General features: G+C 71.2%; 23 protein-coding genes and 4 tRNA genes. 21 read left to right on the top strand and 6 right to left on the bottom strand.

The features are described 5' to 3' along the window. Positions 1 to 52 precede the first annotated feature (52 nt). Positions 53 to 931, top strand: a complete 879-nt coding sequence (gene htpX, locus ACQP26_RS27105; protein ID WP_269703979.1) for a zinc metalloprotease HtpX — start codon at positions 53 to 55, stop codon at positions 929 to 931. 103 nt (positions 932 to 1,034) lie between these two features. On the opposite strand, the gene ACQP26_RS27100 is transcribed toward htpX, so the two are convergent. Continuing rightward, positions 1,035 to 2,225 carry an MFS transporter gene (locus tag ACQP26_RS27100; protein ID WP_269703980.1) on the bottom strand — a complete coding sequence of 397 codons (1,191 nt, stop codon included), beginning with the start codon at positions 2,223 to 2,225 and terminating at the stop codon, positions 1,035 to 1,037. Further along, complete coding sequence (locus ACQP26_RS27095) at positions 2,222 to 3,067, bottom strand: DUF6065 family protein (RefSeq protein ID WP_281579726.1); 846 nt, start codon at positions 3,065 to 3,067, stop codon at positions 2,222 to 2,224. The genes ACQP26_RS27100 and ACQP26_RS27095 overlap by 4 nt, the downstream gene beginning before the upstream one ends. A gap of 193 nt (positions 3,068 to 3,260) precedes the next feature. On the opposite strand from ACQP26_RS27095, the gene ACQP26_RS27090 reads away from it, so the two are divergent. Beyond that, on the top strand, positions 3,261 to 4,520 hold the full coding sequence (locus tag ACQP26_RS27090) for an MFS transporter (protein WP_433494315.1): 1,260 nt from the start codon (positions 3,261 to 3,263) through the stop codon (positions 4,518 to 4,520). A gap of 4 nt (positions 4,521 to 4,524) precedes the next feature. Here the strand turns inward: ACQP26_RS27090 and ACQP26_RS27085 are convergent, their stop codons facing one another. The 4 genes from ACQP26_RS27085 to ACQP26_RS27070 form a co-directional block, all read right to left on the bottom strand. After that, on the bottom strand, positions 4,525 to 5,040 hold the full coding sequence (locus ACQP26_RS27085; protein ID WP_433494314.1) for a hypothetical protein: 516 nt from the start codon (positions 5,038 to 5,040) through the stop codon (positions 4,525 to 4,527). After that, positions 5,021 to 5,527, bottom strand: a complete 507-nt coding sequence (locus tag ACQP26_RS27080) for a SigE family RNA polymerase sigma factor (RefSeq protein ID WP_269703984.1) — start codon at positions 5,525 to 5,527, stop codon at positions 5,021 to 5,023. Before ACQP26_RS27080 ends, ACQP26_RS27085 begins: the two co-directional genes overlap by 20 nt. 63 nt (positions 5,528 to 5,590) lie before the next feature. Next, complete coding sequence (locus ACQP26_RS27075) at positions 5,591 to 7,018, bottom strand: MFS transporter (protein ID WP_433494313.1); 1,428 nt, start codon at positions 7,016 to 7,018, stop codon at positions 5,591 to 5,593. Positions 7,019 to 7,195: 177 nt separating this feature from the next. Then, positions 7,196 to 7,690, bottom strand: a complete 495-nt coding sequence (locus tag ACQP26_RS27070; RefSeq protein ID WP_013473720.1) for a YajQ family cyclic di-GMP-binding protein — start codon at positions 7,688 to 7,690, stop codon at positions 7,196 to 7,198. Positions 7,691 to 7,837: 147 nt separating this feature from the next. On the opposite strand from ACQP26_RS27070, the gene ACQP26_RS27065 reads away from it, so the two are divergent. From ACQP26_RS27065 to ACQP26_RS26975, 19 genes are all read left to right on the top strand, one after another. After that, positions 7,838 to 7,921, top strand: a tRNA-Tyr gene (locus ACQP26_RS27065). Positions 7,922 to 8,181: 260 nt separating this feature from the next. After that, positions 8,182 to 8,355, top strand: a complete 174-nt coding sequence (locus ACQP26_RS27060; protein WP_433494312.1) for a hypothetical protein — start codon at positions 8,182 to 8,184, stop codon at positions 8,353 to 8,355. Positions 8,356 to 8,406: 51 nt separating this feature from the next. After that, positions 8,407 to 8,880 carry a S1 RNA-binding domain-containing protein gene (locus tag ACQP26_RS27055; RefSeq protein WP_433494311.1) on the top strand — a complete coding sequence of 158 codons (474 nt, stop codon included), beginning with the start codon at positions 8,407 to 8,409 and terminating at the stop codon, positions 8,878 to 8,880. Between the two features lie 834 nt (positions 8,881 to 9,714). Next, positions 9,715 to 12,243 (top strand): putative bifunctional diguanylate cyclase/phosphodiesterase, encoded by a 2,529-nt coding sequence (locus ACQP26_RS27050; protein WP_269703989.1) that lies wholly within the window; start codon positions 9,715 to 9,717, stop codon positions 12,241 to 12,243. A gap of 95 nt (positions 12,244 to 12,338) precedes the next feature. Further along, a tRNA-Thr gene (locus ACQP26_RS27045) sits at positions 12,339 to 12,411 on the top strand. Positions 12,412 to 12,436: 25 nt separating this feature from the next. Continuing rightward, positions 12,437 to 12,509: transfer RNA gene (locus ACQP26_RS27040), tRNA-Met, on the top strand. 129 nt (positions 12,510 to 12,638) lie between these two features. After that, on the top strand, positions 12,639 to 12,806 hold the full coding sequence (rpmG, locus tag ACQP26_RS27035; RefSeq protein ID WP_013288652.1) for a 50S ribosomal protein L33: 168 nt from the start codon (positions 12,639 to 12,641) through the stop codon (positions 12,804 to 12,806). Positions 12,807 to 12,925: 119 nt separating this feature from the next. Beyond that, on the top strand, positions 12,926 to 13,372 hold the full coding sequence (locus tag ACQP26_RS27030) for a MaoC family dehydratase N-terminal domain-containing protein (protein WP_281579730.1): 447 nt from the start codon (positions 12,926 to 12,928) through the stop codon (positions 13,370 to 13,372). A 4-nt stretch (positions 13,373 to 13,376) separates the two neighbouring features. Beyond that, a complete protein-coding gene (locus ACQP26_RS27025) occupies positions 13,377 to 13,769 on the top strand; it encodes a MaoC family dehydratase (RefSeq protein WP_269703991.1) in 393 nt (130 codons plus the stop codon). A 127-nt stretch (positions 13,770 to 13,896) separates the two neighbouring features. Continuing rightward, positions 13,897 to 13,969 (top strand) — tRNA-Trp (locus ACQP26_RS27020). A 214-nt stretch (positions 13,970 to 14,183) separates the two neighbouring features. After that, on the top strand, positions 14,184 to 14,591 hold the full coding sequence (secE, locus tag ACQP26_RS27015) for a preprotein translocase subunit SecE (protein WP_269703992.1): 408 nt from the start codon (positions 14,184 to 14,186) through the stop codon (positions 14,589 to 14,591). 35 nt (positions 14,592 to 14,626) lie between these two features. Then, the gene (nusG, locus tag ACQP26_RS27010; RefSeq protein ID WP_194801430.1) at positions 14,627 to 15,349 is read left to right on the top strand and encodes a transcription termination/antitermination protein NusG; all 723 of its coding nucleotides are present in this window, start codon (positions 14,627 to 14,629) and stop codon (positions 15,347 to 15,349) included. Between the two features lie 187 nt (positions 15,350 to 15,536). Continuing rightward, entirely contained in the window at positions 15,537 to 15,968 is a 432-nt protein-coding gene (rplK, locus tag ACQP26_RS27005) for a 50S ribosomal protein L11 (RefSeq protein WP_013288647.1), read from the top strand. A gap of 83 nt (positions 15,969 to 16,051) precedes the next feature. Then, a complete protein-coding gene (gene rplA, locus ACQP26_RS27000) occupies positions 16,052 to 16,768 on the top strand; it encodes a 50S ribosomal protein L1 (protein ID WP_269703993.1) in 717 nt (238 codons plus the stop codon). A gap of 82 nt (positions 16,769 to 16,850) precedes the next feature. After that, positions 16,851 to 17,726, top strand: a complete 876-nt coding sequence (locus tag ACQP26_RS26995; protein WP_433494310.1) for an ABC transporter ATP-binding protein — start codon at positions 16,851 to 16,853, stop codon at positions 17,724 to 17,726. Further along, a complete protein-coding gene (locus ACQP26_RS26990) occupies positions 17,723 to 18,412 on the top strand; it encodes a hypothetical protein (RefSeq protein ID WP_433494309.1) in 690 nt (229 codons plus the stop codon). Before ACQP26_RS26995 ends, ACQP26_RS26990 begins: the two co-directional genes overlap by 4 nt. A gap of 316 nt (positions 18,413 to 18,728) precedes the next feature. After that, the gene (gene rplJ / locus ACQP26_RS26985; protein ID WP_269703996.1) at positions 18,729 to 19,277 is read left to right on the top strand and encodes a 50S ribosomal protein L10; all 549 of its coding nucleotides are present in this window, start codon (positions 18,729 to 18,731) and stop codon (positions 19,275 to 19,277) included. Positions 19,278 to 19,331: 54 nt separating this feature from the next. Beyond that, the gene (gene rplL, locus ACQP26_RS26980; RefSeq protein WP_269703998.1) at positions 19,332 to 19,721 is read left to right on the top strand and encodes a 50S ribosomal protein L7/L12; all 390 of its coding nucleotides are present in this window, start codon (positions 19,332 to 19,334) and stop codon (positions 19,719 to 19,721) included. A gap of 574 nt (positions 19,722 to 20,295) precedes the next feature. Then, positions 20,296 to 23,727, top strand: coding sequence for a DNA-directed RNA polymerase subunit beta (locus ACQP26_RS26975; protein WP_073828954.1), 3,432 nt, complete (start codon positions 20,296 to 20,298; stop codon positions 23,725 to 23,727). Positions 23,728 to 23,761 lie beyond the last annotated feature (34 nt).

Here is a 23,761-nt window from a genome sequence, read left to right as displayed (position 1 = left end):
TTGAACCGGTCAGCGGGCCTCCCGCAAGGGCCCGTGCACCGAAGGAGAGATCGTGCATCACAACCGTCTCAAGACCGCAGCGCTGCTCGGCCTGTTGACCTCGCTGATCCTCGCGATCGGCTACTGGTTCGGCGGTAGCAGCGGTCTCGTCATCGCCGTCGTCGTCTCGTTGCTGATGAACGGCGTCACCTACTTCTTCTCCGACAAGCTCGCCCTGCGCTCGATGAAGGCGCAACCGGTCAGCGAGGCACAGTTCCCCGAGCTCTACCAGATGGTGCGGGAGCTCTCCACGCTGGCCGGCAAGCCGATGCCCCGGCTCTACGTGAGCCCGACCTCGCAGCCCAACGCGTTCGCCACCGGTCGTAACCCGGAGAACGCGGCGGTCTGCGTCACCCAGGGCATCGTGGAGATCCTGGACTACCGGGAGCTGCGTGGCGTGATCGGCCACGAGCTGTCGCACGTCTACAACCGGGACATCCTGATCTCCAGCGTCGCGGCCGGCCTGGCCGGCATCATCACCATGCTGGCGAACCTCGCCTGGTTCATCCCGCTGGGCTCGTCCGACGACGAGGACGGCCCGAACCCGGCGGTGCTGCTGCTCACGCTGATCCTCGGCCCGATCGCCGCCACGGTGATCCAGCTCGCGATCAGCCGGAGCCGGGAGTACCAGGCCGACCAGTCCGGCGCCGAGCTGAGCCGGGACCCGCTGGCCCTGGCCAGCGCCCTCCGCAAGATCCACATGGGGACGCAGGCGCGCCCGCTGGCGCCGCAGGGCCAGCTCGCCAGCACCGCGCACCTGATGATCGACAACCCGTTCAAGCGGGGCGGCGGCATCGCCGCGATGTTCGCCACCCACCCGCCGATGGAGCAGCGGGTGGCCCGCCTGGAGCAGATGGCCCGCAACTCCGGGCCGGTGCAGTTCCAGCGCTGACCCGCGTGACCCGAACGCCGCCCGCGTCCACCCGGACGCGGGCGGCGTCGTGTCTGCGCCCTTCCGTCAGGCCCGGCCGGCCCCGGGGCAGCTCCGGCCGGGCTCAGGACGCGGCCGGCTCGGGCAGCCGGTCCGGCCGGGCGACCAGCACCACGGCGAGCAGCACCACCCCCGCCGCCAGATAGGCGGCGGCCGGGCCGAGCAGCACCGCCACGCCGCCGAGCAGGAAGATCCCGACGCCGGAGAGCATGATGTTGCCGGCCACGATCGTCGCCTCCACCTGCCCCATCCGCTCCCGCGGGGCCAGCCGCGCGAACGTGGCCTGGGCCCCGATCAGCCACCCGCCGCCCGCTCCGACGAGCGCGTTCGCCCCGGCGATCGCCCACGCCGGGGCGTCGAGCGCCACCAGCAGACCGGCCAGCAACAGCGCGGCGGCGAGCGCGCCCGCCGCCACCACCTGACCGGTCACGCGGGCCAGCCAGCCCCGCCGCCCCACGACGAGCACGAACACCGCCCCGCCGAACGACGACGCCGCCAGCACGACCGGCCGCCATCCGCCGGCAGCCAGATCCGGCGCGAGCGTCTCCGGCAGCCCGCCGGACAGGACGGTGGCGAGGGTCAGCAGCGCCACGCCCCGCAACACCGGATGAGCGGCGATGATCCGGATCCCCGCGGTGGCGGGCGGCCGTGGCCCCCGGTGCTCCTGCCGGCGCACCGGCAGGCCGGCGAGAACCACCGCCGCGAGCAGGAACGAGACCAGGTCGATCACGAGCGCCAACCGGGGGCCGAGCGCCACCGTCACGGCGGCCCCGGCGAGCAGACCGACGACCTGGCCGCTCTGGTTGGCGAAGGCGGAGAGTCCGAACAGCGGCAGCCGCAAGGACGGCTCCACCGCCTCGGCCGTGATCGCCACATGCACGCTCGCGTACGCGGCCCGGATCGCGCCGAGCAGCCCGGCCGCCACGATCGCCGGCACCGGCTCGGGCACCGCAGCCGGTACGGCGATGAGCGCCGCACCGGCCAGCGAGAGCCCGACCAGCATGGTGCGCCGGGCCGGTACGTCCAGCCAGCCGCTGAACACCGTCGCGACGAGCAGGGCGGGCACCGTGCGGGCGGCGTACACGGCCGCCGGACCGAGGACCGAGTCGGTCTGGTCGTACGCGAGCAGCAGCAGGGCCGCCAGCCCGACGAAGTCACCCAGCTCGGAGACGCCCCGGGCGACGAGCAGCCGGGCCGCGACCGGATGCCGGAACAGTGCCCGGTAGCCGGGGGCGGGCGTCGTGGTGTCGGTCATCGATCCGACGGGTCCGTCTCCTCGACGCCGACCGGTTCGTAGTCGGCCCGCTCACGTCGCCGGCGGGCCTGCTCCCGCCGGTAGCTGCCGCGGATCTGCGGATCCTGCCGCCGGCGGCGCAGCGCCACGAGGTCCTCCCACAGGTCGTCCGGCCACTCCGCGATGCCCTGCCCGGTGACGAGTTCGGCCTGCCGCGCCGCCGCGAGCGTCGAACGGTGCACCGGCTGGACGCACATCAGGGGAATGTTCCGGTAGAGCCGGACCACATGGCCCGGCTCGGTCAGGCGCAGGATGGTCGGCAGGAACGACGTGTACCAGTCGGTCTCCACCACGCCCTCGTAGAGCTGGAGCCCGCGCTGCGCCGGCCAGTTCGGCACCCCGCGCGCCAGCAGGCACCAGCCGGGGGAGGTGCGGGCCACCACCCCGGTCACCATCTCGATCGTGTGCGGAGCGCGCGGGTCGGCGTCGATGAAGGGCATGGTGCCGCCGTAGCGGTCGAAGATGTCCAGGCCGTCCCGGAACCGCTCCGGCAGGTCCGCCAGCTGCGCCGGCGCCTGCGGCAACGTGCCGTCGTACCCGCCGGCCAGCGACCGCCAGCCGGCCGGCTCGTTCTCCTGGAGCAGACTCCACTCGGTGTCGTGGCCGTCCCAGCGCAGCGCCACGTCCGCGGGCGGATAGACGTACCACCCGAGACCGGAGCCGGCAGCCACCGGTGGGCACTGCTGGACCGCACGCACCGGCAGTGAACCTCGGAGGGTGGCGGACGCGGGCTCGGCGGGCCGGGCGTCGCCGTAGAGCGAGTAGATCTCGACCCGTAGCGGCGCGACAGCCATGCCGCTCATCCGACCTCCGATCATGGCGGCGGCCGACCCGCCGTAGGCATGGACTCCGTTCGATCACCGAACCTACTCGTTTCCGACGGGTAAGGCAGCCCCGCACCGGCAGGCCGATGTGACCGACTCGACCACCGTCCCCCGCAGTAGGGGCGTTAGGGTCGAAGGCTGACTCACTCGTTACTTCCCGGAGGTGCACACCGTGGCCGCACTGCGCCAGTACCAGGGCGTCTGGCGGATCCCCGGCGCGCCGATGCTGCTGGTCCTCGGCATCATCGGCCGGCTCGGGATCGGCATGACCCCGCTGGCGCTGCTGCTCGTCGTCGAGCAGGTCACCGGCCGGTACTCCCTGGCCGCCGTCGCCGGCGGCATCTACGCGCTCTCCGGTGCCGCGCTCAGCCCCGTCGCCGGCCGGATCGCCGACCGGGTCGGACCCGCCCCCGTCCTACTGGCCACCGCGCTCGCCCACCCGCTAGCCCTGATCGGGCTGCTCGTCGCCACCCGCTCCGACAGCGGCAACCTCGGGCTGATCTACCTGGCCGCGGGCGTCGCCGGCGCCACGTACCCGCCGCTCACCGCCGCGATCCGGGGCGCGTGGAACGACCTCACCGCTCCCGCCACCGGCCGGGCGCACCTGCGCAACACCGCGCTCGCCGCCGAGACCACCCTCTTCGAGGTCGTGTTCGTGATCGGCCCGCTGCTGGTGGCCGCCTTCGTGCTGTTCGCCGACGCCTCCGCCGCGCTCGTCGGCGCCGCGGTGGTCACGCTGGTCGGCACCGGCACGGTCGCGCTCGGCCGGGTCATGCGCGGCTGGCGCCCGCACGCCCGCGAGCACCACGCCCGGGGCCTCGGCCCGCTGCGGCTCGGCGGCTTCCCCGCGCTGCTGCTCTGCGTGGCGAGCCTCGGCATCGCGTTCGGCGCCTCCGGTGTCATCGTCCCGGCCTTCGCCGGCAACTCCGGCGCCGCCGACCCGGAGAGCCTCGCCGGTGTGCTGCTCGCCGTCTGGGGCATCGGCAGCGCCATCGGTGGTTTCTGGTTCGGCGTACGCAAGCCCGCCGCCAACATGACCCGCCAGTTCGCCTGGCTGCTCGGCACCGTCGCCGCCAGCTTCGCCGTCTTCGCGGTGATGCCCGGCCCGGCCGCGCTCGGTGTCGCGCTGGTGCTCGGCGGCGCGGCCATCGCCCCCGCGCTCACCCTGGAGAACACGCTCGTCGGGCGGATCACCCCGGCCGGCATGCTGAACGAGGCGTACACCTGGGTGGTGACCATGTCGGTGGCGGCGAGCGCCGCCGGCGGGTCGATCGCCGGCCTGATCATCGACCACGCCGGCGGCGTCTCCTGGGCGTTCGTCTTCGCCGGGGTGGCGGTCGCCGTCGGGGCCGCGGTCGCCGCGCTGCCGGGCGGCCCGATCACCCGGGCCGAGGCCACAGCGGTACGCGCCGAGCAGTCGCTCGTCGCCTGACCGCTCACCCGCCGACGGTCACCACCCGCTCCACCCCGGGCAGCTTCTCCACGGCGGCCCGGATCGGCGCCGGGTCCTCGCCGTCCGCCAGCAGCACCGACAGGACGACCCGTCCGTCGGCGTTCGGCCGGGTGGCGGCAGTGGTGCCGCGGCAGCGCAGCCCGGTGTCCCCGCGCGCCTGCCCGATCCGGTAGTCGACCTCGTCGAGCTGCGGCGCGGCGGCGCCGGGCCGGAAGACGACGTCCAGCCGTACCGGAGGGTCGGCCTGGCACGCGGTCGACGCCGCGGCGGACGGGGTGGCCGTGCCGCTCGCGGCCGGCCTCGGCGCCGCGGGTCCGGACAGCGTCGCCATGGTCGCGGCGCCGCCGGTGACGGTCACCGCGGCCACCCCCGCCAGGACCGCGGCCCGGCGCCGGCTCCGGGCGCGCCCCCGTGCGCGCACCTCGGCCGCCGAGCGCAGCCGCAGCCCGGTCATGTCCTGCTCCAACTCCCGCAGGGCCTCACCAATGCGTGCCGACATCGACTTCCTCCTTGTCGTCGGTCAGTAGGACGGCGAGCGCGGCACGGCCCCGCGACAGGTACGACTTGACCGTCCCCTCCGGCATCCCGGTGGTCCGGGCGATCTCCGCCACCGGCAGGTCGTGGAGGTGGTGCAGGACGACGACCAGCCGCTGTGCGTCGGGCAGCCGGCGTAACGCCGTCAGCAACGCGACCCGGTCCGGGTTGGGCCCGGGATCCGGCGCCTGCCGGCCCAGCCGGGCCCGCGCGGCGAACCAGCGCCGCAGGCCGCGCCACCGGTTCGCGGTCAGTCGCCAGGCCACCGTCCGGACCCAGCCCTCCGGATCGTCGTACGCCCCGACTGTCGACCACCGCTGCCAGGCCCGCGCGTACGCCTCCTGCGTCACGTCCTGGGCCTCGGCCAGGTCGCCGCAGAGGGCGTAGACGTGGTGCACGACCCGCCGCGCGGTCGCCGTGTAGAAGGCGTCGAAGTCCTCGGGGCCGTCCATGCCCACCTCCCGTGTCCGCTCACCACACGACACCCCGATACGGGTCCGGCGGTTGCACGCGGATCAGGTCGCTCCGGGTCGTACCCGATCCGGCGCGTCCACCCGGGCGGGCGGGTCGTGCGGTCCGGGCTGGTCGTGCGGGCCCGCCGACCCGGATCGCTCTGTGTTCCGCGCTCCAGGGCTGGGGCGTGCGGCGGCCAGCGCGGCGACCAGACCCAGCGCGAGGATCGTCACCGCGCACGCCAGGAGCGTGGGACGTGCCCCGAGCAGCGCGGTCGCCGGACCGCCGAGCATCGTGCCCAGCGGCACCGCCAGCACGCTGACCGCCCCGTTTGCCGACAGCACGCGGGGGAGGTCCACGGTGCCGGCGCGGCGCTGGAACAACGCCGTCGCGGTCGGCTGGTAGGGCGCCCAGACCAGGCCGGCGAGCGCGAACGCGGGCAGCGACAGGACGACCGGCGCGCCCAGGCCGAGCGGGAGCAGCGCGGCGCCGAACAGCGCGACGATGCCGGCGAGCGTGGTCCGCAGCGGCCATCCGCGCAGGTGGCCGGTGAGCAGCCCGCCGAGCAGCGAGCCGACGCCGAACGCGGTGTAGTAGGCCGCGAGCGTCCCGGCGGAGGCGCGCAGGTCGTCGGTGACGTGCACCGGCATGGCCACGTAGAACGGTCCGAAGAGGAAGAAGAACGCGAAGGTCAGCGACAGCAGGCCGAGCAGCGACCGGTCCCGCGCGATGATCCGGAATCCCGACGTACGCGACGGTCCGGCCGTCGGGTTCTCGCGGCGGTCTCCGCCCTCGCGTTCTCCGTCCTCGTGGTCGTCTCCGGCGCGGCGGTCTCCGGCGTGGTGGCAGACGGCGCCTTCACGGCGGACGGCGCCCTCATTGCGGACCGCCGGCGCGACGAGGCGGTAGCTTGCGGCCAGCACGGCGAAGCTGGCGGCGTCGATCGCGATCACCCACACCGCGCCCACCCAGGCGATGAGCAGGCCGGCCAGCGGCGGACCGACGATCGTCGCGGCCTGGCCGAAGACCCCGAGCAGCGCGTTCGCGGCCAGGTGGTGCCGCTGCGGCAGCAGCTCGGCCACGAGCGTGAACCGGCCGGCCGACCCCCACGGGTGCAGCAGCGAGGACACCGCGAGCAGGGCGACGTAGAGACCGACGTCCAGCACGCCGGCGAGGTGGGCGACGGGGATCGCCCCCAACGCGGCGGCCCGCACGGTCGCGTCCCAGCCGGCGAGTTGCGCTCCGCTCCGTCCACCCAGCCACCGGCCGAGCAGCACCGTGCCGGCCGCACCCGGCAGCGTGTACGCGGCCACCGCGAACGCGGTCCAGGTGCCGCGCTGCCCGTCGGGTGCGAGTTGCAGGGCCAGCCAGGTCACCGCGACAAGGGCGAGCCCGTCACCGATAGCGGAGGTCGCGAGCCCGGGCAGCAGCCGGCGCAGCACCGGTTGGCCGAACACCGGGCGATAGGGGCGGAGCATCGCGGGGGTCATGGCTCCCACCCGACCGCACGCCCGGCCCGTACCCCAAGGAAGTTGCCTGACGGCAGAAGGACCCGCAGCTGCTCGAGGCGGAGATGCAGGCGCGCGTTTCGGTCCCTGCCGGATGCCTGATGCCCGCACCGTGGCAGGTGACCGGCTCGGTCACCTGCCACGGTGCGGTCGTCGTGCCTACCGGTAGTTGGTGAACTGGAGCGCCAGCCCGAAGTCCTCGCCCTTGAGCAGCGCGATGACGGCCTGGAGATCGTCCTTCTTCTTACCGGTGACGCGGAGCTGGTCGCCCTGGATCTGCGCCTGCACGCCCTTCGGGCCCTCGTCGCGGATCTTCTTGCTGATCGCCTTGGCCTTGTCCGAGTCGATGCCCTGCACCACCTTGGCGTCGATCTTGAAGATCTTGCCCGACTGCCGGGGCTCGCCGGCGTCCAGCGACTTCAGCGAGATGTTCCGCTTGACCAGCTTCTCCTTGAAGACGTCCAGGGCGGCCCGGACCCGCTCCTCGGTCTCCGCCTGGAGGCTGATCGCCTCCTCGCCCGACCAGGAGATCTCCGCGCCGGTGCCGCGGAAGTCGAACCGCGTCGAGAGCTCCTTCTCCGACTGGCGGACGGCGTTGTCGACCTCCTGCCGGTCGACCTTGCTCACGATGTCGAACGACGGGTTCGCTGCCATGCTCATGCTCCTGCTGTCCGGCGGTCTGTCCTGGTCCGTCCCGCGCTGACCAGCGTGGGACCTCCTGACGGTACCCGGTTGCGGCGGTGCCGGGGTCAACCGCTATCCTTGCTTCCGCTGCCGCGTTGCGACGCGGTGGGGTGCCCTGGCGGGTTGCCCGAGCGGCCAATGGGAGCGGACTGTAAATCCGTCGCGAAAGCTACAGAGGTTCGAATCCTCTACCCGCCACCAGGTGCAGATGCGGCCCTTGACCAGCAGTAATGCTGATCGAGGGCCGTTGTCGTTTGTCTGGCCTGGTTCGGCTGAGTCCAGCCGTCGACGACTGGTTGTGGGCAGGTCGATCTTGCAGGCTGAGGGCTCTTCGGCGTTGGTGAACGCTTGGGGTTCGTGGCCTGAAGGACCAGGGGCCAGGAGCCGTGCGTGTAGCGCCGGGGGCAAGCCGGTTCCGGGGTTGGACTGCGGCAGTCGGAAGCCCTGACCGTCGATGAGGCATGACCGGCTCGGATTCCGTACCGCCTGGCGGTGATCGTGTCGCCGGCGTCCCACCGACCGAGGTCACCCGGCGCCTGGGCCACGGTGTCGCCGTCCTGCTTCGCGTCTACGCCAACTGCATCGACGGAGGAGACGACACGATGAACGACAAGATCGGTGATGCGCTCGGGTGACGGGGGTTGGAGTTTATGAGGCGGAGGGACGACGACAGCGTGCGACTGAGCATGGAAACGCTTGAGCGTGGACAGGTGGCCACAGGTGTGGTGGTCGAGATCAAGAACTTCGGGGTCTTCGTGGACATCGGCGGTGTCATCGGCATCGTGAACTGCCCGGAGCTGACCTGGAAGCACTTCGATCACCTGACCGATGTCGTGGGCCTGGGGGACCGGCTCAACGTGATGGTGCTGGACGTCGACCTCGACCGCGAGCGGGTGTCGTTGTCGCTCAAGGCGTTGCAGCCCGACCCGATGGCTGAGTTCGCGCGGGTGCATCTCGGAGCCGTCCTGCGCGGTGAGGTGACCCGTATCGTGCCGTTCGGTGTCTTCGTCGCAGTGGGGGATGGCATCCAAGGGCTGGTTCACGAGTCCGCCCTCGACGGCATCCCTGAAGTCGGTGACGAACTGTCGGTGAAGGTCGTCGACATCAACCTTGTCCACCGGCGGGTCCGGCTCCTGCCGAGCGGGCAGGAACCGTCGTGAAACCTCGGGCACCGAGGCGGGGGCGTCTGCCGTGGGCGTGGGCAGACGGTGGGCGATCGAGCGTCAGCGGGCGGACTGTCATTGAGAGACACCAGCTCACGCGGCTTGCTCCACGCAAGATCCCGGACGCCCTGTAGACCCAGATCGCCGACCTCGGTGTCGAGCGGTTACTCGCGCGGAGACGGATCCGCCGGGCACCGGGGATCCCTGACTGATGATTGACTCGGTTCGCGTGACGTGAAACCTTGTCTCAGGCATCGATGATGGTAGAGGCTGTCCCGGGAGTGGGCGGCCGAGGCGGGCGAGTTCGTCCGCGACGGCCGCGAGAGAGCGGCGTCGAGTCCTGATGGGGGAATCAGGCGATACGTGAGGTATACGACTGAAGTCGCTGTGCGCGCCTTCCGTGGCGGCCTCAGGGCTGATCGTGACCTCGTACTGGGCCGGAGGGCCGGGGGCGGGATGACGAACGGATGATTCCTCTGTTCAGCGCCCCCGGGTGCCGCGCGCACGCCTTTTGTGCGTGCGCGCCGTGTGGCACGATCGTGGAACCTCCAGCATCTCTGAAATTCTCTCGACGGGAGCAATCATGTCTGGTCGAAGGTTGGGCCGGCTGCTTGGCTCGCTTCTCGTGCTCGCCGCGCTCGTGGGCGCCGCCGGCGGTGTCGACTTCGGTATCGATACAGGGGTGCGCACTGCGGACTTCGTGTGGCAGTGACGGGGTAACCGGGTTTCCCGGCCCGCACGCATTCGGCTCGGTCGGTCGGCGCGCCTCGTGCCGGCTGACCGAGAGGTCGCTTCGGTGACGAGGCGACGCGTCCAACCCGGAGGAGCGGGATGACCGGTCGCGACCCGTCCCGGCGGCGTTCGTCGGAGGACGCCTGGATCATCACGGCTCCGTTGGCGTTGATCGCGGTCGCCTGCACGGTGGTGACCGGTCTGGTCGCCGACGACCCGATCGGCAAGTGGCCGCAGGCGGCACTTCTGCTCGTCCTGATGATCCTGGCCGGCCTGCCGCTGCTGAGTCTGGTCGTCCGTCGGCAGTCCGTCGGCGTCACGCTCACCGAGCTGCCCCTCGTGCTGGCGCTGTTCTTCCTGCCCCCGCTGACCGTGGTGCTCATCTACACGCTCGCCACGCTCGTGACGCACATCCGGCACCGGTTCTCGGCGCCGAAGGTCTGGTTCAACGTCGCCCGGGCCGCAGCCGGCACCTCCCTCGCGGTGCTGCTCCTCCAGGCGATGCCGCCGATGACCACGGTGGGCCCGCGCACCTGGCTCAGCATCTTTGCGGCCGTCAGCGCGGTCATGCTGGTCAGCATCGCGAGCGTGATGGCGGTGCACGTCCTGCTGCACGGATGGCAGACCGGGCGGGGCGTGATCCGCAGCGCGGGGACCGCGTTGCTCACCGCGGCGATCAACGTGTCCGTCGGCCTCATCGTGCTGATCCTGGTCCGCAGCACCTGGTGGTCCCTGCTCCTGCTCGCCGTGCTCGGCACGGGGCTGGCGTTCGTCTACCGCTCGTACGCGCTGTTCTTCCGCCAGCACCGCACGCTCACCGACCTGTACGAGCTGACCCGCGCGGTAGTGGAGAGCGGCCAGAGCGGGACGCTCGCCGACGCCCTGCTGGGCCGGGCGCGAGCGTTGATGCAGGCCGAGTACGCCACGCTGTGGCTGCCGGCGCAGGGCCGGCACCCGGAGACGCTCCTCACCGCCCGGGTCGACGACTCCGGTCTGCTGGACGTGGCGCCGACGCCGAACCGGCTGCGGGAGAAGGTGCGGGACAGCCGGCGGACGGTGGCGGTCGGCCACGGCGTCACGACCGACGGCGAGTTCCGGGCCGAGCTGGCGGAGCGCCGGGTCAAGGACGCGGTGGTCGTGCCGCTGCGATCAGGTCCGGTGGTGATCGGCACCCTTGAGGTGGCGAACCGCCTGGGCGACGGCAACCACTTCACCTCCGCCGACATCGCGCTCCTGGAGACGGTGGCGGCGCACGCCGCGGTCGCTCTGGAGAACTCGCGCCTGGTGGACCGGCTGCGGCACGACGCCGACCACGACGCGCTGACGAAGCTGCCCAACCGGCGGCGGCTGACCGCCGCGGTGGCCGAGGCGGTGAAGATCGGCGCGCCGGGTGAGGTGGTCGCGTTGCTGCTCTTCGACGTCGACCGGCTCCGCCAGGTCAACGAGTCGCTGGGCCACGCCGCCGGGGACAAGGTGCTCGTCGAGGTGGCCGAGCGGCTGCGCGCCTGCGCGCCCTCCTCGGCGCTCGTCGGCCGGGCCGGTGGTGACGAGTTCCTGGTGACGCTCCGGTTGGAGAGCACCGAGGCGGCCCTGGAACTGGCGGCCCAGCTCCGGGAGCAGATCCGCGACGAGATGGTCTTCGACGCGCTCACCGTGGACGTGGACACGGTGGTCGGCGTGGCCGTCCACCCGGATCACGGCAGCGACGCGGTGGCGCTGCTGCAACGCGTCGACCTGGCCGCCACCGCGGCCAAGTCGGTGCCGGGCAGCGTGCAGCTCTACAGCCCCGCGCTGGAGTCGCGGTCGCTGCGCCGGCTCGGTCTCGCCGGCGACCTGCAACGGGCGCTGGACGACGGCGAGCTGGAGGTCTACTTCCAGCCCAAGGTGACGCTGCGGGACCGGCGCCTGGTGGGCGTGGAGGGCCTGGCCCGATGGGAGCACCCGGCGCACGGCACCGTCGCGCCGGACGACTTCGTCGCGGTGGCCGAGCACACCGGCCAGCTCGGCCGGCTTACCGAGTTCGTGCTCCGGGAGAGCCTGCGGCGCAGCCGCGACTGGAGCCACGGCGAACAGCCGCTGTCCGTCGCGGTCAACCTCGCCGCGCGTACGCTCACCGACCAGCACTTCCCGGCACTGGTACGCGATCTGCTGGCCGAGTACGGCGTACCGCCGCAGCGGTTGACCCTGGAGGTCACCGAGGCGGGCGTCCTGGACGGCACCGAACGTCCCATCCCCACCCTGCGCAGCCTCCGTGACCTCGGTGTCCGCCTCTCGGTGGACGACTTCGGCACCGGTAACTCGTCCCTGGCGCAACTGCGCCGGCTGCCGGTGCACGAGGTGAAGGTGGACCGGTCGTTCGTGCAGGGCATGGCGACCGATCCGGGCGACCTGGCGATCGTCAACGCGGTGGTGACGCTCTCCCAGCAGTTCGGCCTGGCCGTGGTGGCGGAGGGTGTGGAGAGCGAGCTGACGCTGGAGCTGCTCCAGGACATCGGCTGTGAGATCGGCCAGGGCTTCCTGTTCAGCCGCCCTCTGCCGTACGAAAGGCTGGAGGCCTGGTTCGGTGCCCAGGTCGACCCGGAGACGGTCGTCGCGGGGGAGCTGCCGCGCCTGCGAGTGGTGCCCTGACCAGGGCGGACACGCACCTGGGGGATCCGATTTCACCTCCGCGACGCGGTCGTGTACTGTTTCCCCTGCGCGACACCCCCGGGGTGATCGGGCAGGCCCCCTTAGCTCAGTCGGCAGAGCGTCTCCATGGTAAGGAGAAGGTCTACGGTTCGATTCCGTAAGGGGGCTCAGAGGGTCCGGCTGGACCCGCCACGGCGGTGTAGCTCAGATGGCAGAGCAAGCGGCTCATAATCGCTGTGTCGCCGGTTCAAGTCCGGCCACCGCTACTCTCGTCCTCCGGGCCCAGCCCGGTGGCCGGTGGGATGGGCGCCACAGGCGCCCACTTTGCATGTCCGCGTCGTCAGCGCGTACGCTGACACGCCGTAGTTATCCGTGAGCGAGGAAGGCACTCCGCCGTGGCGAAGGCGACCGATGTCCGGCCGAAGATCACTTTGGCGTGTGTGGAGTGCAAGGAGCGCAACTACATCACGCGCAAGAACCGTCGTAACGACCCGGACCGCATCGAGCTGAAGAAGTTCTGCCCCCGGGACGGCAAGCACACCGTCCACCGCGAGACCCGCTGATCGCGGCCGGCGCAGCCGGCTCGCAGCAGCTTCTCGAACGCCGATCCACCTGACGGGTGGCCTCCGGGCCGCCCGACCGGGCGGATCGGCGTTCGTGTTCTGCGTGTAGGTTCGGCGGCATGTCCCTGGACCCGTCCTTCGTCGGCCGGACGTACCCGCCGACCGCCCCCTACCACGTGGGCCGAGAAAAGATCCGCGAGTTCGCCACCGCCGTCGGCGCGACCGATCCGGCCCACCACGACCCGGAGGCGGCCCGGGCGCTCGGCCACCCCGACGTGGTGGCGCCGCCGACGTTCCCGGTGGTCGTCACGATGGCGGCGAACCGGCAGATCGTCGAGGACCCGGCGCTCGGCGTCGACTACAGCCGCGTGGTGCACGGCGACCAGCGGTTCGCGTACACCCGGCCGGTGGTGGCCGGGGACGAGCTGGTGTGTGTGAACACCATCGAGGAGGTCACCACCCGGGGCGGGCACGGTTTCCTGACCACCCGCACGGATGTGAGCACCGTGGACGGTGAACCGGTGGTCGCCGTCTGGTCCAAGATCGTCGTACGCGGGGAGGCCTGAGGACATGGAGCTGCCCACCCAGACGTACCGGGTGACCCGCGCGGACCTGGTCCGCTACGCGGGCGCCTCGGGCGACTTCAACCGGATCCACTGGAACGACCGCACCGCCACCGCCGTCGGGCTGCCGGGCGTCATCGCCCACGGCATGTTCACCATGGCCCTGGTCGGCCGCGCGGTGGCCGGCTGGGCCGGCGCGCCGGACGCGGTGGTCGACTTCGGCGTCCGGTTCACCCGCCCAGTGGTCGTCCCGGACACCGACGAGGGCACCGAGATCGAGGTGTCGGCGGTGGTCAAGGAGGTCACCGATGCGGGCCTGACCAGGCTCGACATCACCGCCACCTGCCAGGGTGAGAAGGTGCTGTCACAGGCTCGGGCACTGATCCGTACGACGCGCTGAGGGTCCGCCCGACGCGCGAGGGGCGGACCGGTTGGGAAAGTCGCACGACTACCCGTACACTGGTCCGCCGTGGGGCAAGTGACCCCCGCTCGGCACAGCGTGTCCGGGTGGAGGTGAGTTGCCGCACAGGGGTGTAGCTCAATTGGCAGAGCAGCGGTCTCCAAAACCGCAGGCTGCAGGTTCAAGTCCTGTCACCCCTGCGCCTCAGGCCTGACCGTTCCGTGGGTCGCGCCACCCTCACCGGTGGCGTCCGGCCCGTGGTGGTGGCACCGGTGGGGTGGTTCCGAGGCGTTCGGGCCCTCCCGGCCGGTCCGCCGGCCGCGGCCCGTCGCGGGACGGTTGGTCCGGCCGGCGTGACCAACACGCCGCGCACGCCGCCCGGCGTGCGACCCCATATCCCGCACGGAGGGCGAAGTGGCCAAGAGCAAGCGCCGCGGCGAGGACGACGGCGACGAGCGTCTGAACGACGACGCGACCGTCGACGGCGTGGCCGACGACGACGTGGCCGACGACGACGCCACCGACGCGGACGAGCCGGTCGCCCGGGGTGGCACCGCGACCCGTAAGCGGGCGCAGGCCGAGCCGGCCGAGGGCCGGAAGACCCGTAAGGACACCGAGCGGATCGGGCTGTTCGCCCGCATCGCGCGGTTCTTCCGCGAGGTCGTGGCAGAGCTGCGTAAGGTCATCTGGCCGACCCGCAAGGAGCTGCTGACCTACACGGCCGTGGTGGTCACCTTCGTCGCGGTGATGCTGGCGATCGTGGCCGGCCTGGACTACGGCTTCGCCAAGGCGGTGCTGTGGGTCTTCGGCGAGTCCAGCTGACCTGCGGACAGCGATACTGACGGAAGTGAGCGAGCGTGCCTGAGTACGACGAGACCGCCGGAACCCCGGACGATCAGTCCACGGTGGCGACGGCGGCCAACAACGAGTCGGTCGAGGCCGCCAGCGAGCCGGAGTTCCCGACCACCGAGCCGGCCCCGGACGAGGACTTCGACCCGGTCGCCGAGCTGCGCCAGAAGCTGCGCTACGCGCCCGGCGACTGGTACGTGGTGCACTCGTACGCCGGCTACGAGAACAAGGTCAAGACCAACCTCGAGACCCGGATCACCTCCCTCGACATGGAGGACTTCATCTACCAGGTCGAGGTGCCGACCCGGGAAGAGGTCGAGGTCAAGAACGGCAAGCGGTCGCAGATCCAGGCGAAGGTCTTCCCGGGCTACATCCTGGTCCGGATGGAGCTGACCGCCGAGTCCTACTCCTGCGTCCGGAACACCCCGGGTGTCACCGGCTTCGTGGGCGCGACAGACCGGGCCGACCGGCCGGCGCCGCTGAGCCTCGACGAGGTGCTCAAGTGGCTGGCCCCGGCGGTCGAGACCGAGCAGAAGAAGGCCAAGCCCGAGGTCAAGGTCCTCGACTTCGAGGTCGGCGACTCGGTCACCGTCACCGACGGCGCGTTCGCGTCGCTGCCGGCGACGATCAGCGAGATCAACGCCGACCAGCAGAAGCTCAAGGTGCTGGTGTCGATCTTCGGCCGGGAGACGCCGGTCGAGCTGAACTTCAACCAGGTCGCCAAGATCTGACGTACGTCGGCACCGGCGGCCCACCCTTTCCGGGGTGGCCGCCGGTGCGCCGTTCCGCCATCCGCCGACCTCGGCGCGGGGGGTGGCCGACGGCTGCGCTACCCTAGAACGTCGGCTGTCCGCACCGTGCTGACCGTGCGCGCCCGCGGACCGGCGAGAATCCCAGTTCCAAGCCCCAGGAAGAGACATGCCTCCGAAGAAGAAGCTCGTCAAGACGTTCACGCTTCAGCTGCCGGCGGGCCAGGCCACCCCGGCGCCGCCGGTCGGCCCCGCGCTCGGCCAGCACGGCGTGAACATCATGGAGTTCTGCAAGTCCTACAACGCGCAGACCGAGTCCCAGCGGGGCGACATCGTCCCCGCCGAGATCAGCGTCTACGAGGACCGCACGTTCACCTTCGTGCTGAAGACCCCGCCCGCCGCCCGGCTGCTGATCAAGGCCGCCGGTGTGCAGAAGGGCTCGGGCGTCCCGCACAAGGAGAAGGTCGGCTCGGTCACCCGCGCCCAGCTGCGTGAGATCGCCGAGAAGAAGATGGCTGACCTCAACGCCAACGACATCGACCAGGCCGAGAAGATCATCGCCGGCACCGCCCGGTCGATGGGCCTGACCGTCGCCGACTGATCTCGGCACCCGCTCCACCCGATCTGTTCGTGGGAGGGCCGCGAGTGACGCGTGCCCGCCAGAGACCACAGGAGTCACCAGAAATGCAGCGCAGCAAGAGCTACCGCAAGGCCGCGGACGTCATCGACCGGTCGAAGCTCTACACCCCGGTCGAGGCCGTCAAGCTGGCCAAGGAGACCACCAACGTCAAGTTCGACGCCACGGTCGAGGTCGCCATGCGCCTCGGCGTCGACCCCCGCAAGGCGGACCAGATGGTCCGCGGCACGGTCAACCTGCCGCACGGCACCGGTAAGACCGCCCGCGTGATCGTCTTCGCCGCCGGCGCGAAGGCCGAGGAGGCCGTCGCCGCGGGTGCGGACGAGGTGGGCACCGACGAGCTCGTCGCCCGTATCCAGGGCGGTTGGCTGGACTTCGACGCGGCGATCGCCACGCCCGACCAGATGGCCAAGATCGGCCGGATCGCGCGGATCCTGGGCCCGCGCGGTCTGATGCCGAACCCGAAGACGGGCACCGTGACGATGGACGTCACCAAGGCCGTCGCGGACATCAAGGGCGGCAAGATCACCTTCCGGGTGGACAAGCACTCCAACCTGCACCTGATCATCGGCAAGGCCTCCTTCTCGGAGACCCAGCTGGTGGACAACTACGCCGCGGTGCTGGACGAGGTGCTGCGGGCCAAGCCGTCCGCGGCCAAGGGCACCTACCTCAAGAAGGTCACCCTCACCACCACCATGGGCCCGGGCGTCCCGGTCGACCCGAAGGTCGTGAAGAACTTCCAGGAGGCCTCGGCCGAGGGCTGAGCACGCGTACTCCCGATCGGGGCCCCGCCACCACGCTGTGGCGGGGCCCCGTTCGTGCGTCCGGTGTGGCACTCTCGGGCTCATGCGGCTCGACGGCGTCTGGCTCCGCTACCACAGGCACGGCCCGTGGGTGCTGCGGCAGGTCGACGTCGCGATCGGCCCGGGTGAGGCGGCTGTGGTGCTCGGCCGCAACGGTTCCGGCAAGTCCACGTTGCTCCAGCTCGCAGCCGGGGTGCTGCGCCCGAGCCGGGGCCGGGTCGCCGACCGCCCGCCGGTCGTCGGCTGGGTGCCGGAGCGCTTCCCCGCCGACCAGCCGTTCACCGTCGGGGCCTACCTGTCCGGGATGGGCCGCGTCGCCGGCCTGTCCGGCCCCGCCGCCGACCGGGCGGTGCGCCACTGGGTGGAGCGACTGGGCCTGACCCGCTTCCACGACGTGCGCCTGCCTCGGCTGTCGAAGGGCACCGCGCAGAAGGTCGGCCTGGCGCAGGCGCTGCTGCGCCCGCCCGGCCTGCTGGTGCTCGACGAGCCCTGGGAGGGCCTGGACGCCACCGCCCGCGAGTCGGTCCCCGAGATCATCGGCGAGGTGCTCGCCGACGGCGGCGCCGTGCTGGTCAGCGACCACCGGGGTGAGACGGTCCGGCTCCCGGGCGCCCGGCACCTGTCGGTCACCGACGGCACGGTGACCGAGGAGGCGTCGTCGGGCGGCGCGGCCGTCGCCGTGGTCGAGCTGGCGGTGCCGGCCGCCGCGCTGGCCGCCACCGTCGCCCGCCTCCGCACCGACGGCCACCAGATCCTTCGGGTACGCGAACACGCCGTCCCGCCTCCGGCCACGCACCCGGTGCCGGCCTCCGCCGGCCCGTCGAGCACCGGCGGGCCGGGCGGCGCGTCCGCCGCTGGTTCCCCGGACCGGGCCGGGGAGTCCGGCCGACCCGGGCCGGCGCCGGAGGTGGCCCGGTGATCGCGTTGGTCCGGCTGCGGCTGACCGGCTTCGTGCGTACCGGCCGGGCGCTGGCACCGGTCCTGGCCGGCCTGCTCGTCCTCGGCGTGCTCTACGGCGGTGGCCGGGCCCGGCCGGCGGAGGCCTACGGCGTCTCCGCCGTGGTGCTGTTCCCGGTGCTGGCCTGGCAGACGAAGATCCTGCTGGACGTGGAACCCGACGTGCAGCGCCGGATGGCCCGGGTGGTGGTCGGGCCGGCCCGGGAACGGGCGGCCGGGCTGCTCGCGGCAATGGTGGCGGGGCTCGCCGTGGTGCTCGTCGCGCTGGTGCTGCCGTGGCCGCTCGGTGGGGTGAGCGCCGCCGCCGGGCCGGGGGAGCGGCCGGTCCTCGTCGGGGTGGCGCTCGGGCTCTGGGCACACCTGCTCGCTCTGCCGGCGGCGGTGGCGCTCGGCGCGCTGGCGAGCCGGGCCGTGACCCGCAGCGCCGGCTACGGGGTGGCCGTGCTGGTCACCGGCGCGGTCGGGGTCGTGGTGCTCGGGCTCTCCGGCTCGATCGCGCCGTGGCTGGTCCCGCCGGTGATGGCGACCGCGCGGGCGGTTACCGGGCCGGTCGCGGCCGGCGCCGGTGTGCTCCTCACCGGCTGGGCGGTGGCCTGGACGGCGGTGGCGCTGAGCGGCTACGCCTGGGCGCGTCGCACCCGGGCGTGAGCCGGGGTGACCGGGAGCACGTCGGGCGATTTGGTGCTGCGGCGCGCGTCGCGTAACCTGGTGCGGTAGTTCCACCCAAAGACCGCTGGTCACCGTGCTCCGGCACGGTCGAAGGTCCCGCGACGACGGGCGACCCGCGCAGGGCGGTAAGCGAAACTCGGTGTCACGCACGGTCCGCCGACTGTGCTCGTGTCCCCGGCCCTCGCCCCGTGCGCCCTGCGCCGGGGCTTTTTCGTTGTCGTGACGCCTCCGCCGCCGTCGTCGAGCCCTGGCTCGCCGCCGGCGTACCAGCTCCGAGTAACGAGAGAGGAGGGACATGGCGGACAAGCCGATCCGGGCCGACAAGGCCACGGCCGTCGCCGAGCTGACCGAGAGCTTCCGCAACGCGGGAGCGACCGTGCTGACCGAGTACCGCGGGCTCACGGTCTCCCAGCTCACCCAGCTGCGGCGCTCGCTCGGCAAGGAGACCAGCTACACGGTCGCGAAGAACACGCTTGCCAAGCGTGCCGCGTCCGATGCGGGCATCTCCGGCCTCGACGAGCTGTTCTCCGGTCCTACCGCGCTGACTTTCGTTTCGGGCGACGTCGTCGAGGCGGCGAAGGGGCTTCGCGACTTCGCGAAGGCCAACCCGAAGCTCGTCATCAAGGGCGGTGTCTTCGAGGGCAAGGCCATTTCCGCGGCCGAGGTCACGAAGCTCGCCGACCTGGAGTCCCGTGAGGTGCTGCTGGCCAAGCTGGCCGGCGCCATGAAGGGCAACCTGAGCAAGGCCGCGGCCCTGTTCCAGGCTCCGCTCTCCAAGGCCGCCCGCGCGGCGGCCGCCCTGGCGGACAAGAAGCGCGAGCAGGAGGGCGCCGAGGCGGCCTGAGGCCCTCCCGGCGCACCACGTTCTTAGTTTTCATTGCGAGAAAGGACGCCAGACATGGCGAAGCTCAGCACCGACGAGCTGCTCGACGCGTTCAAGGAGATGACGCTGATCGAGCTCTCCGAGTTCGTGAAGCAGTTCGAGGAGACCTTCGAGGTCACCGCCGCCGCTCCGGTCGCCGTGGCCGCGGGTGCCCCGGCCGCCGGCGGTGCCGCCGCCCCGGCCGAGGAGGAGAAGGACGAGTTCGACGTCATCCTCGAGGCTGACGGTGGCAAGAAGATCCAGGTCATCAAGGTCGTGCGCGAGCTGACCGGCCTGGGCCTCAAGGAGGCCAAGGACCTGGTCGAGGCCGCGCCGAAGGCCGTCCTGGAGAAGGCCAACAAGGAGACCGCCGAGAAGGCCAAGGCCAAGCTCGAGGGTGAGGGCGCCAAGGTCACCATGAAGTGACCTTGCTCCACCTGACGCGCGTCCGGCTCACGTGAGCCGGGGCACACCGCGTCGCGGCGGGCGGTGATCCGGGAGACCGGGTCACCGCCCGCCGTGTTGGTGTCCCCGCCGGCGGGACGGCGTGAGCAGGGCGTACAGCGGCCTCTCATCGGCCGGTCAGCGACGTCTGTCGGTAGCCCGTCGGTGGGAAAGACACCCCGAGCGGTAACCGGGCCTTGACGCGGCACCGGCCTGCCAGGCACGCTGAACATCAGCAAGACCTTCCGCGCTTGCAACGGCCGCCTCTCGGGTAAGGGCAACGGCAGCACCACGCCGCGGCTCCCGAGCGGACCGGCAGGAGCGTCGCGTTCCGAGCGGCCCGGTCGACCCGGTTTTCCGAGGTCCCAGGGCTTGTTCCGCGACGACCTGCGGGGTGGGCTGGACAGCGGTTAGCCTCTCGGCTACACTGCTAGTTTGCGCTGCCTTCCGACTTGACCCCTGCTCGGAAATGTCCGATTGTGGATATTTCTGGTGGGGTCATTGGAGTGCACGCGTACCAGCCGTTCTGCAGCACCGGTCCTCGGAAGGACGCATCTTGGCAGCTTCCCGCCCTGCGAAGACCAGTCGTACGTCGAGCGCATTCGCGCCCCGCCGAGTTTCTTTCGGTCGGATCACCGAACACCTCGAGGTCCCCAACCTCCTCGCCATCCAGAACGAGTCCTTCGACTGGCTCGTCGGCAACGAGGCTTGGCAGGGCCGGTCGGCGGACGACCCGCACGCACGCTCGGGTCTCGCGGAGATCCTCGACGAGATCAGTCCCATTGAGGACTTCTCCGGCACCATGTCGCTCTCCTTCTCGGCTCCGCGCTTCGACGAGGTCAAGGCCTCGATCGAGGAGTGCAAGGAGAAGGACCTGACCTACTGCGCGCCGCTGTTCGTGACCGCGGAGTTCACCAACAACACCACTGGCGAGATCAAGAGCCAGACGGTGTTCATGGGTGACTTCCCGATGATGACGCCGAAGGGCACCTTCATCATCAACGGCACCGAGCGCGTCGTGGTCAGCCAGCTCGTCCGCTCGCCGGGCGTGTACTTCGACAAGCAGCCGGACAAGACCTCCGACCGCGACCTCTCCAGCGTCAAGGTCATCCCGAGCCGGGGTGCCTGGCTGGAGTTCGACATCGACAAGCGCGACACGGTCGGCGTTCGCATCGACCGCAAGCGCCGCCAGGCCGTCACCGTCCTGCTCAAGGCCATCGGGTGGTCCGCCGAGCGCATCCGTGAGAAGTTCGGCTGGTCCGAGCTCATGATGACCACGCTCGAGAAGGACCACATCGCCGGCCAGGACGAGGCCCTGCTCGACATCTACCGGAAGCTCCGCCCTGGCGAGCCGCCGACCCGTGAGAACGCCCAGACCCTGCTCGACAACCTCTTCTTCAACCCGAAGCGGTACGACGTCGCCAAGGTCGGGCGCTACAAGTTCAACAAGAAGCTCGAGCTGGACGTGCCGATCACCACCGGCACGCTCACCGAGGACGACATCGTCGCCACCGTGGAGTACCTCTGCCGGCTGCACGCCGGTGAGGAGGGCTACGAGGCCGACGACATCGACCACTTCGGCAACCGTCGCCTGCGTACCGTGGGCGAGCTGATCCAGAACCAGGTCCGGGTGGGTCTCTCCCGGATGGAGCGGGTCGTCCGCGAGCGGATGACCACCCAGGACGTCGAGGCGATCACGCCGCAGACCCTGATCAACATCCGCCCGGTGGTGGCGGCGATCAAGGAGTTCTTCGGTACGTCGCAGCTGTCCCAGTTCATGGACCAGACCAACCCGCTGGCGGGTCTGACCCACCGGCGCCGGCTGAGCGCGCTCGGCCCGGGTGGTCTGTCCCGTGAGCGGGCCGGCTTCGAGGTCCGGGACGTGCACCCGTCCCACTACGGCCGGATGTGCCCGATCGAGACGCCGGAAGGCCCGAACATCGGCCTGATCGGCGCGCTGTCCACGTTCGCCCGGGTCAACCCGTTCGGCTTCATCGAGACGCCGTACCGGAAGGTCATCGACGGCCGGGTCACCGACCAGATCGACTACCTGACCGCGGACGAGGAGGACCGGTTCGTCAAGGCGCAGGCCAACGCCCCGCTGAAGTCGGACGGCACCTTCGCCGAGGACCGCGTCCTGGTCCGCCGTAAGGGCGGCGAGACCGAGGACGTCCCGCCGGGCGCCGTGGACTACATGGACGTGTCGCCGCGGCAGATGACCTCGGTCGCCACCGCGATGATCCCGTTCCTCGAGCACGACGACGCGAACCGCGCGCTCATGGGCGCGAACATGCAGCGTCAGGCGGTGCCGCTGGTCAAGGCCGAGGCCCCGCTGGTCGGTACGGGCATGGAGTACCGCGCCGCGGTGGACGCCGGTGACGTGGTCGTCGCCGAGGTCGGCGGTGTGGTCGAGGACCTGTGCGCGGACTACATCACCGTTCACCAGGACGACGGCCACCGCCGTACGTACCTGCTGCACAAGTTCCGCCGCTCCAACGCCGGCTCCTGCGTCAACCAGAAGCCGGTCGTCTTCGAGGGCGACCGTGTCGAGGCCGGCCAGGTCATCGCCGACGGTCCGTGCACCGACGAGGGCGAGATGGCGCTCGGGCGCAACCTGCTCGTGGCGTTCATGTGCTGGGAGGGCCACAACTACGAGGACGCGATCATCCTGTCGCAGCGCCTCGTGCAGCAGGACGTGCTCACCTCGATCCACATCGAGGAGCACGAGGTCGACGCCCGGGACACCAAGCTGGGCCCGGAGGAGATCACCCGCGACATCCCGAACGTCAGCGAGGAGATGCTCGCCGACCTCGACGAGCGCGGCATCATCCGGATCGGCGCCGAGGTCGTCCCCGGCGACATCCTGGTCGGCAAGGTCACGCCGAAGGGCGAGACCGAGCTGACCCCCGAGGAGCGGCTGCTCCGCGCGATCTTCGGTGAGAAGGCGCGCGAGGTTCGTGACACCTCGCTGAAGGTGCCGCACGGCGAGACCGGCACGGTCATCGGTGTGCGTACCTTCTCCCGCGAGGACGGCGACGAGCTGCCCCCGGGCGTCAACGAGCTGGTGCGGGTCTACGTGGCCCAGAAGCGCAAGATCCAGGACGGTGACAAGCTCGCGGGCCGCCACGGCAACAAGGGCGTCATCTCCAAGATCCTGCCGATCGAGGACATGCCGTTCCTGGAGGACGGCACCCCGGTCGACATCGTGCTGAACCCGCTCGGTGTGCCGTCCCGGATGAACATCGGCCAGGTCCTGGAGACCCACCTCGGGTGGGTGGCCAAGACCGGCTGGAGCGTGGACGGCGACGACGAGGAGTGGAAGCGTCAGCTCCGTTCGATCGAGGCGCACGAGTCCGAGCCGGACACCAACGTGGCCACTCCGGTCTTCGACGGTGCCCGCGAGGAGGAGATCTCCGGTCTGCTCGCGTCGACCCTGCCCAACCGGGACGGCAAGCAGCTGATCGGTCGCACGGGTAAGGCGCAGCTGTTCGACGGTCGCTCCGGCGAGCCGCTGCCGGACCCGATCGCGGTCGGCTACGTCTACATCCTGAAGCTCAACCACCTGGTCGACGACAAGATCCACGCCCGGTCGACCGGCCCGTACTCGATGATCACGCAGCAGCCGCTGGGTGGTAAGGCGCAGTTCGGTGGCCAGCGCTTCGGTGAGATGGAGTGCTGGGCCATGCAGGCGTACGGCGCCGCCTACGCCCTGCAGGAGCTGCTGACCATCAAGTCCGACGACGTCCTGGGCCGGGTCAAGGTCTACGAGGCGATCGTCAAGGGCGAGAACATCCCCGAGCCGGGCATCCCGGAGTCGTTCAAGGTGCTGCTCAAGGAGCTGCAGTCGCTGTGCCTCAACGTCGAGGTGCTCTCCAGCGACGGTGTGGCCCTGGAGATGCGCGAGACCGACGACGAGGTGTTCCGGGCGGCGGAGGAGCTGGGCATCGACCTGTCCCGGCGCGAGCCGAGCTCGGTCGAAGAGGTCTGAGGTGGTGATCCGGGGCAGGGTCACCCTGCCCCGG

The sequence above is a fragment of the Micromonospora sp. CA-248089 genome, assembly GCF_050948515.1.
Lineage (GTDB): Bacteria > Actinomycetota > Actinomycetes > Mycobacteriales > Micromonosporaceae > Micromonospora.
This window is presented reverse-complemented; position numbering and strand designations above follow the sequence as displayed.

Bases quoted from the DNA above. Each gene is read 5' to 3' on its own strand.
- ACQP26_RS27100 (WP_269703980.1), bottom strand. From the start codon at position 2,225: ATGACCGACACCACGACGCCCGCCCCCGGCTACCGGGCACTGTTCCGG.
- ACQP26_RS27095 (WP_281579726.1), bottom strand. From the start codon at position 3,067: ATGAGCGGCATGGCTGTCGCGCCGCTACGGGTCGAGATCTACTCGCTC.
- ACQP26_RS27085 (WP_433494314.1), bottom strand. From the start codon at position 5,040: ATGTCGGCACGCATTGGTGAGGCCCTGCGGGAGTTGGAGCAGGACATG.
- ACQP26_RS27080 (WP_269703984.1), bottom strand. From the start codon at position 5,527: ATGGACGGCCCCGAGGACTTCGACGCCTTCTACACGGCGACCGCGCGG.
- ACQP26_RS27075 (WP_433494313.1), bottom strand. From the start codon at position 7,018: ATGACCCCCGCGATGCTCCGCCCCTATCGCCCGGTGTTCGGCCAACCG.
- ACQP26_RS27070 (WP_013473720.1), bottom strand. From the start codon at position 7,690: ATGGCAGCGAACCCGTCGTTCGACATCGTGAGCAAGGTCGACCGGCAG.
- ACQP26_RS27060 (WP_433494312.1), top strand. From the start codon at position 8,182: ATGACCGGCTCGGATTCCGTACCGCCTGGCGGTGATCGTGTCGCCGGC.
- ACQP26_RS27055 (WP_433494311.1), top strand. From the start codon at position 8,407: ATGGAAACGCTTGAGCGTGGACAGGTGGCCACAGGTGTGGTGGTCGAG.
- ACQP26_RS27050 (WP_269703989.1), top strand. From the start codon at position 9,715: ATGACCGGTCGCGACCCGTCCCGGCGGCGTTCGTCGGAGGACGCCTGG.
- ACQP26_RS27030 (WP_281579730.1), top strand. From the start codon at position 12,926: ATGTCCCTGGACCCGTCCTTCGTCGGCCGGACGTACCCGCCGACCGCC.
- ACQP26_RS27025 (WP_269703991.1), top strand. From the start codon at position 13,377: ATGGAGCTGCCCACCCAGACGTACCGGGTGACCCGCGCGGACCTGGTC.
- rplK (WP_013288647.1), top strand. From the start codon at position 15,537: ATGCCTCCGAAGAAGAAGCTCGTCAAGACGTTCACGCTTCAGCTGCCG.
- rplA (WP_269703993.1), top strand. From the start codon at position 16,052: ATGCAGCGCAGCAAGAGCTACCGCAAGGCCGCGGACGTCATCGACCGG.
- ACQP26_RS26995 (WP_433494310.1), top strand. From the start codon at position 16,851: ATGCGGCTCGACGGCGTCTGGCTCCGCTACCACAGGCACGGCCCGTGG.
- rplJ (WP_269703996.1), top strand. From the start codon at position 18,729: ATGGCGGACAAGCCGATCCGGGCCGACAAGGCCACGGCCGTCGCCGAG.
- rplL (WP_269703998.1), top strand. From the start codon at position 19,332: ATGGCGAAGCTCAGCACCGACGAGCTGCTCGACGCGTTCAAGGAGATG.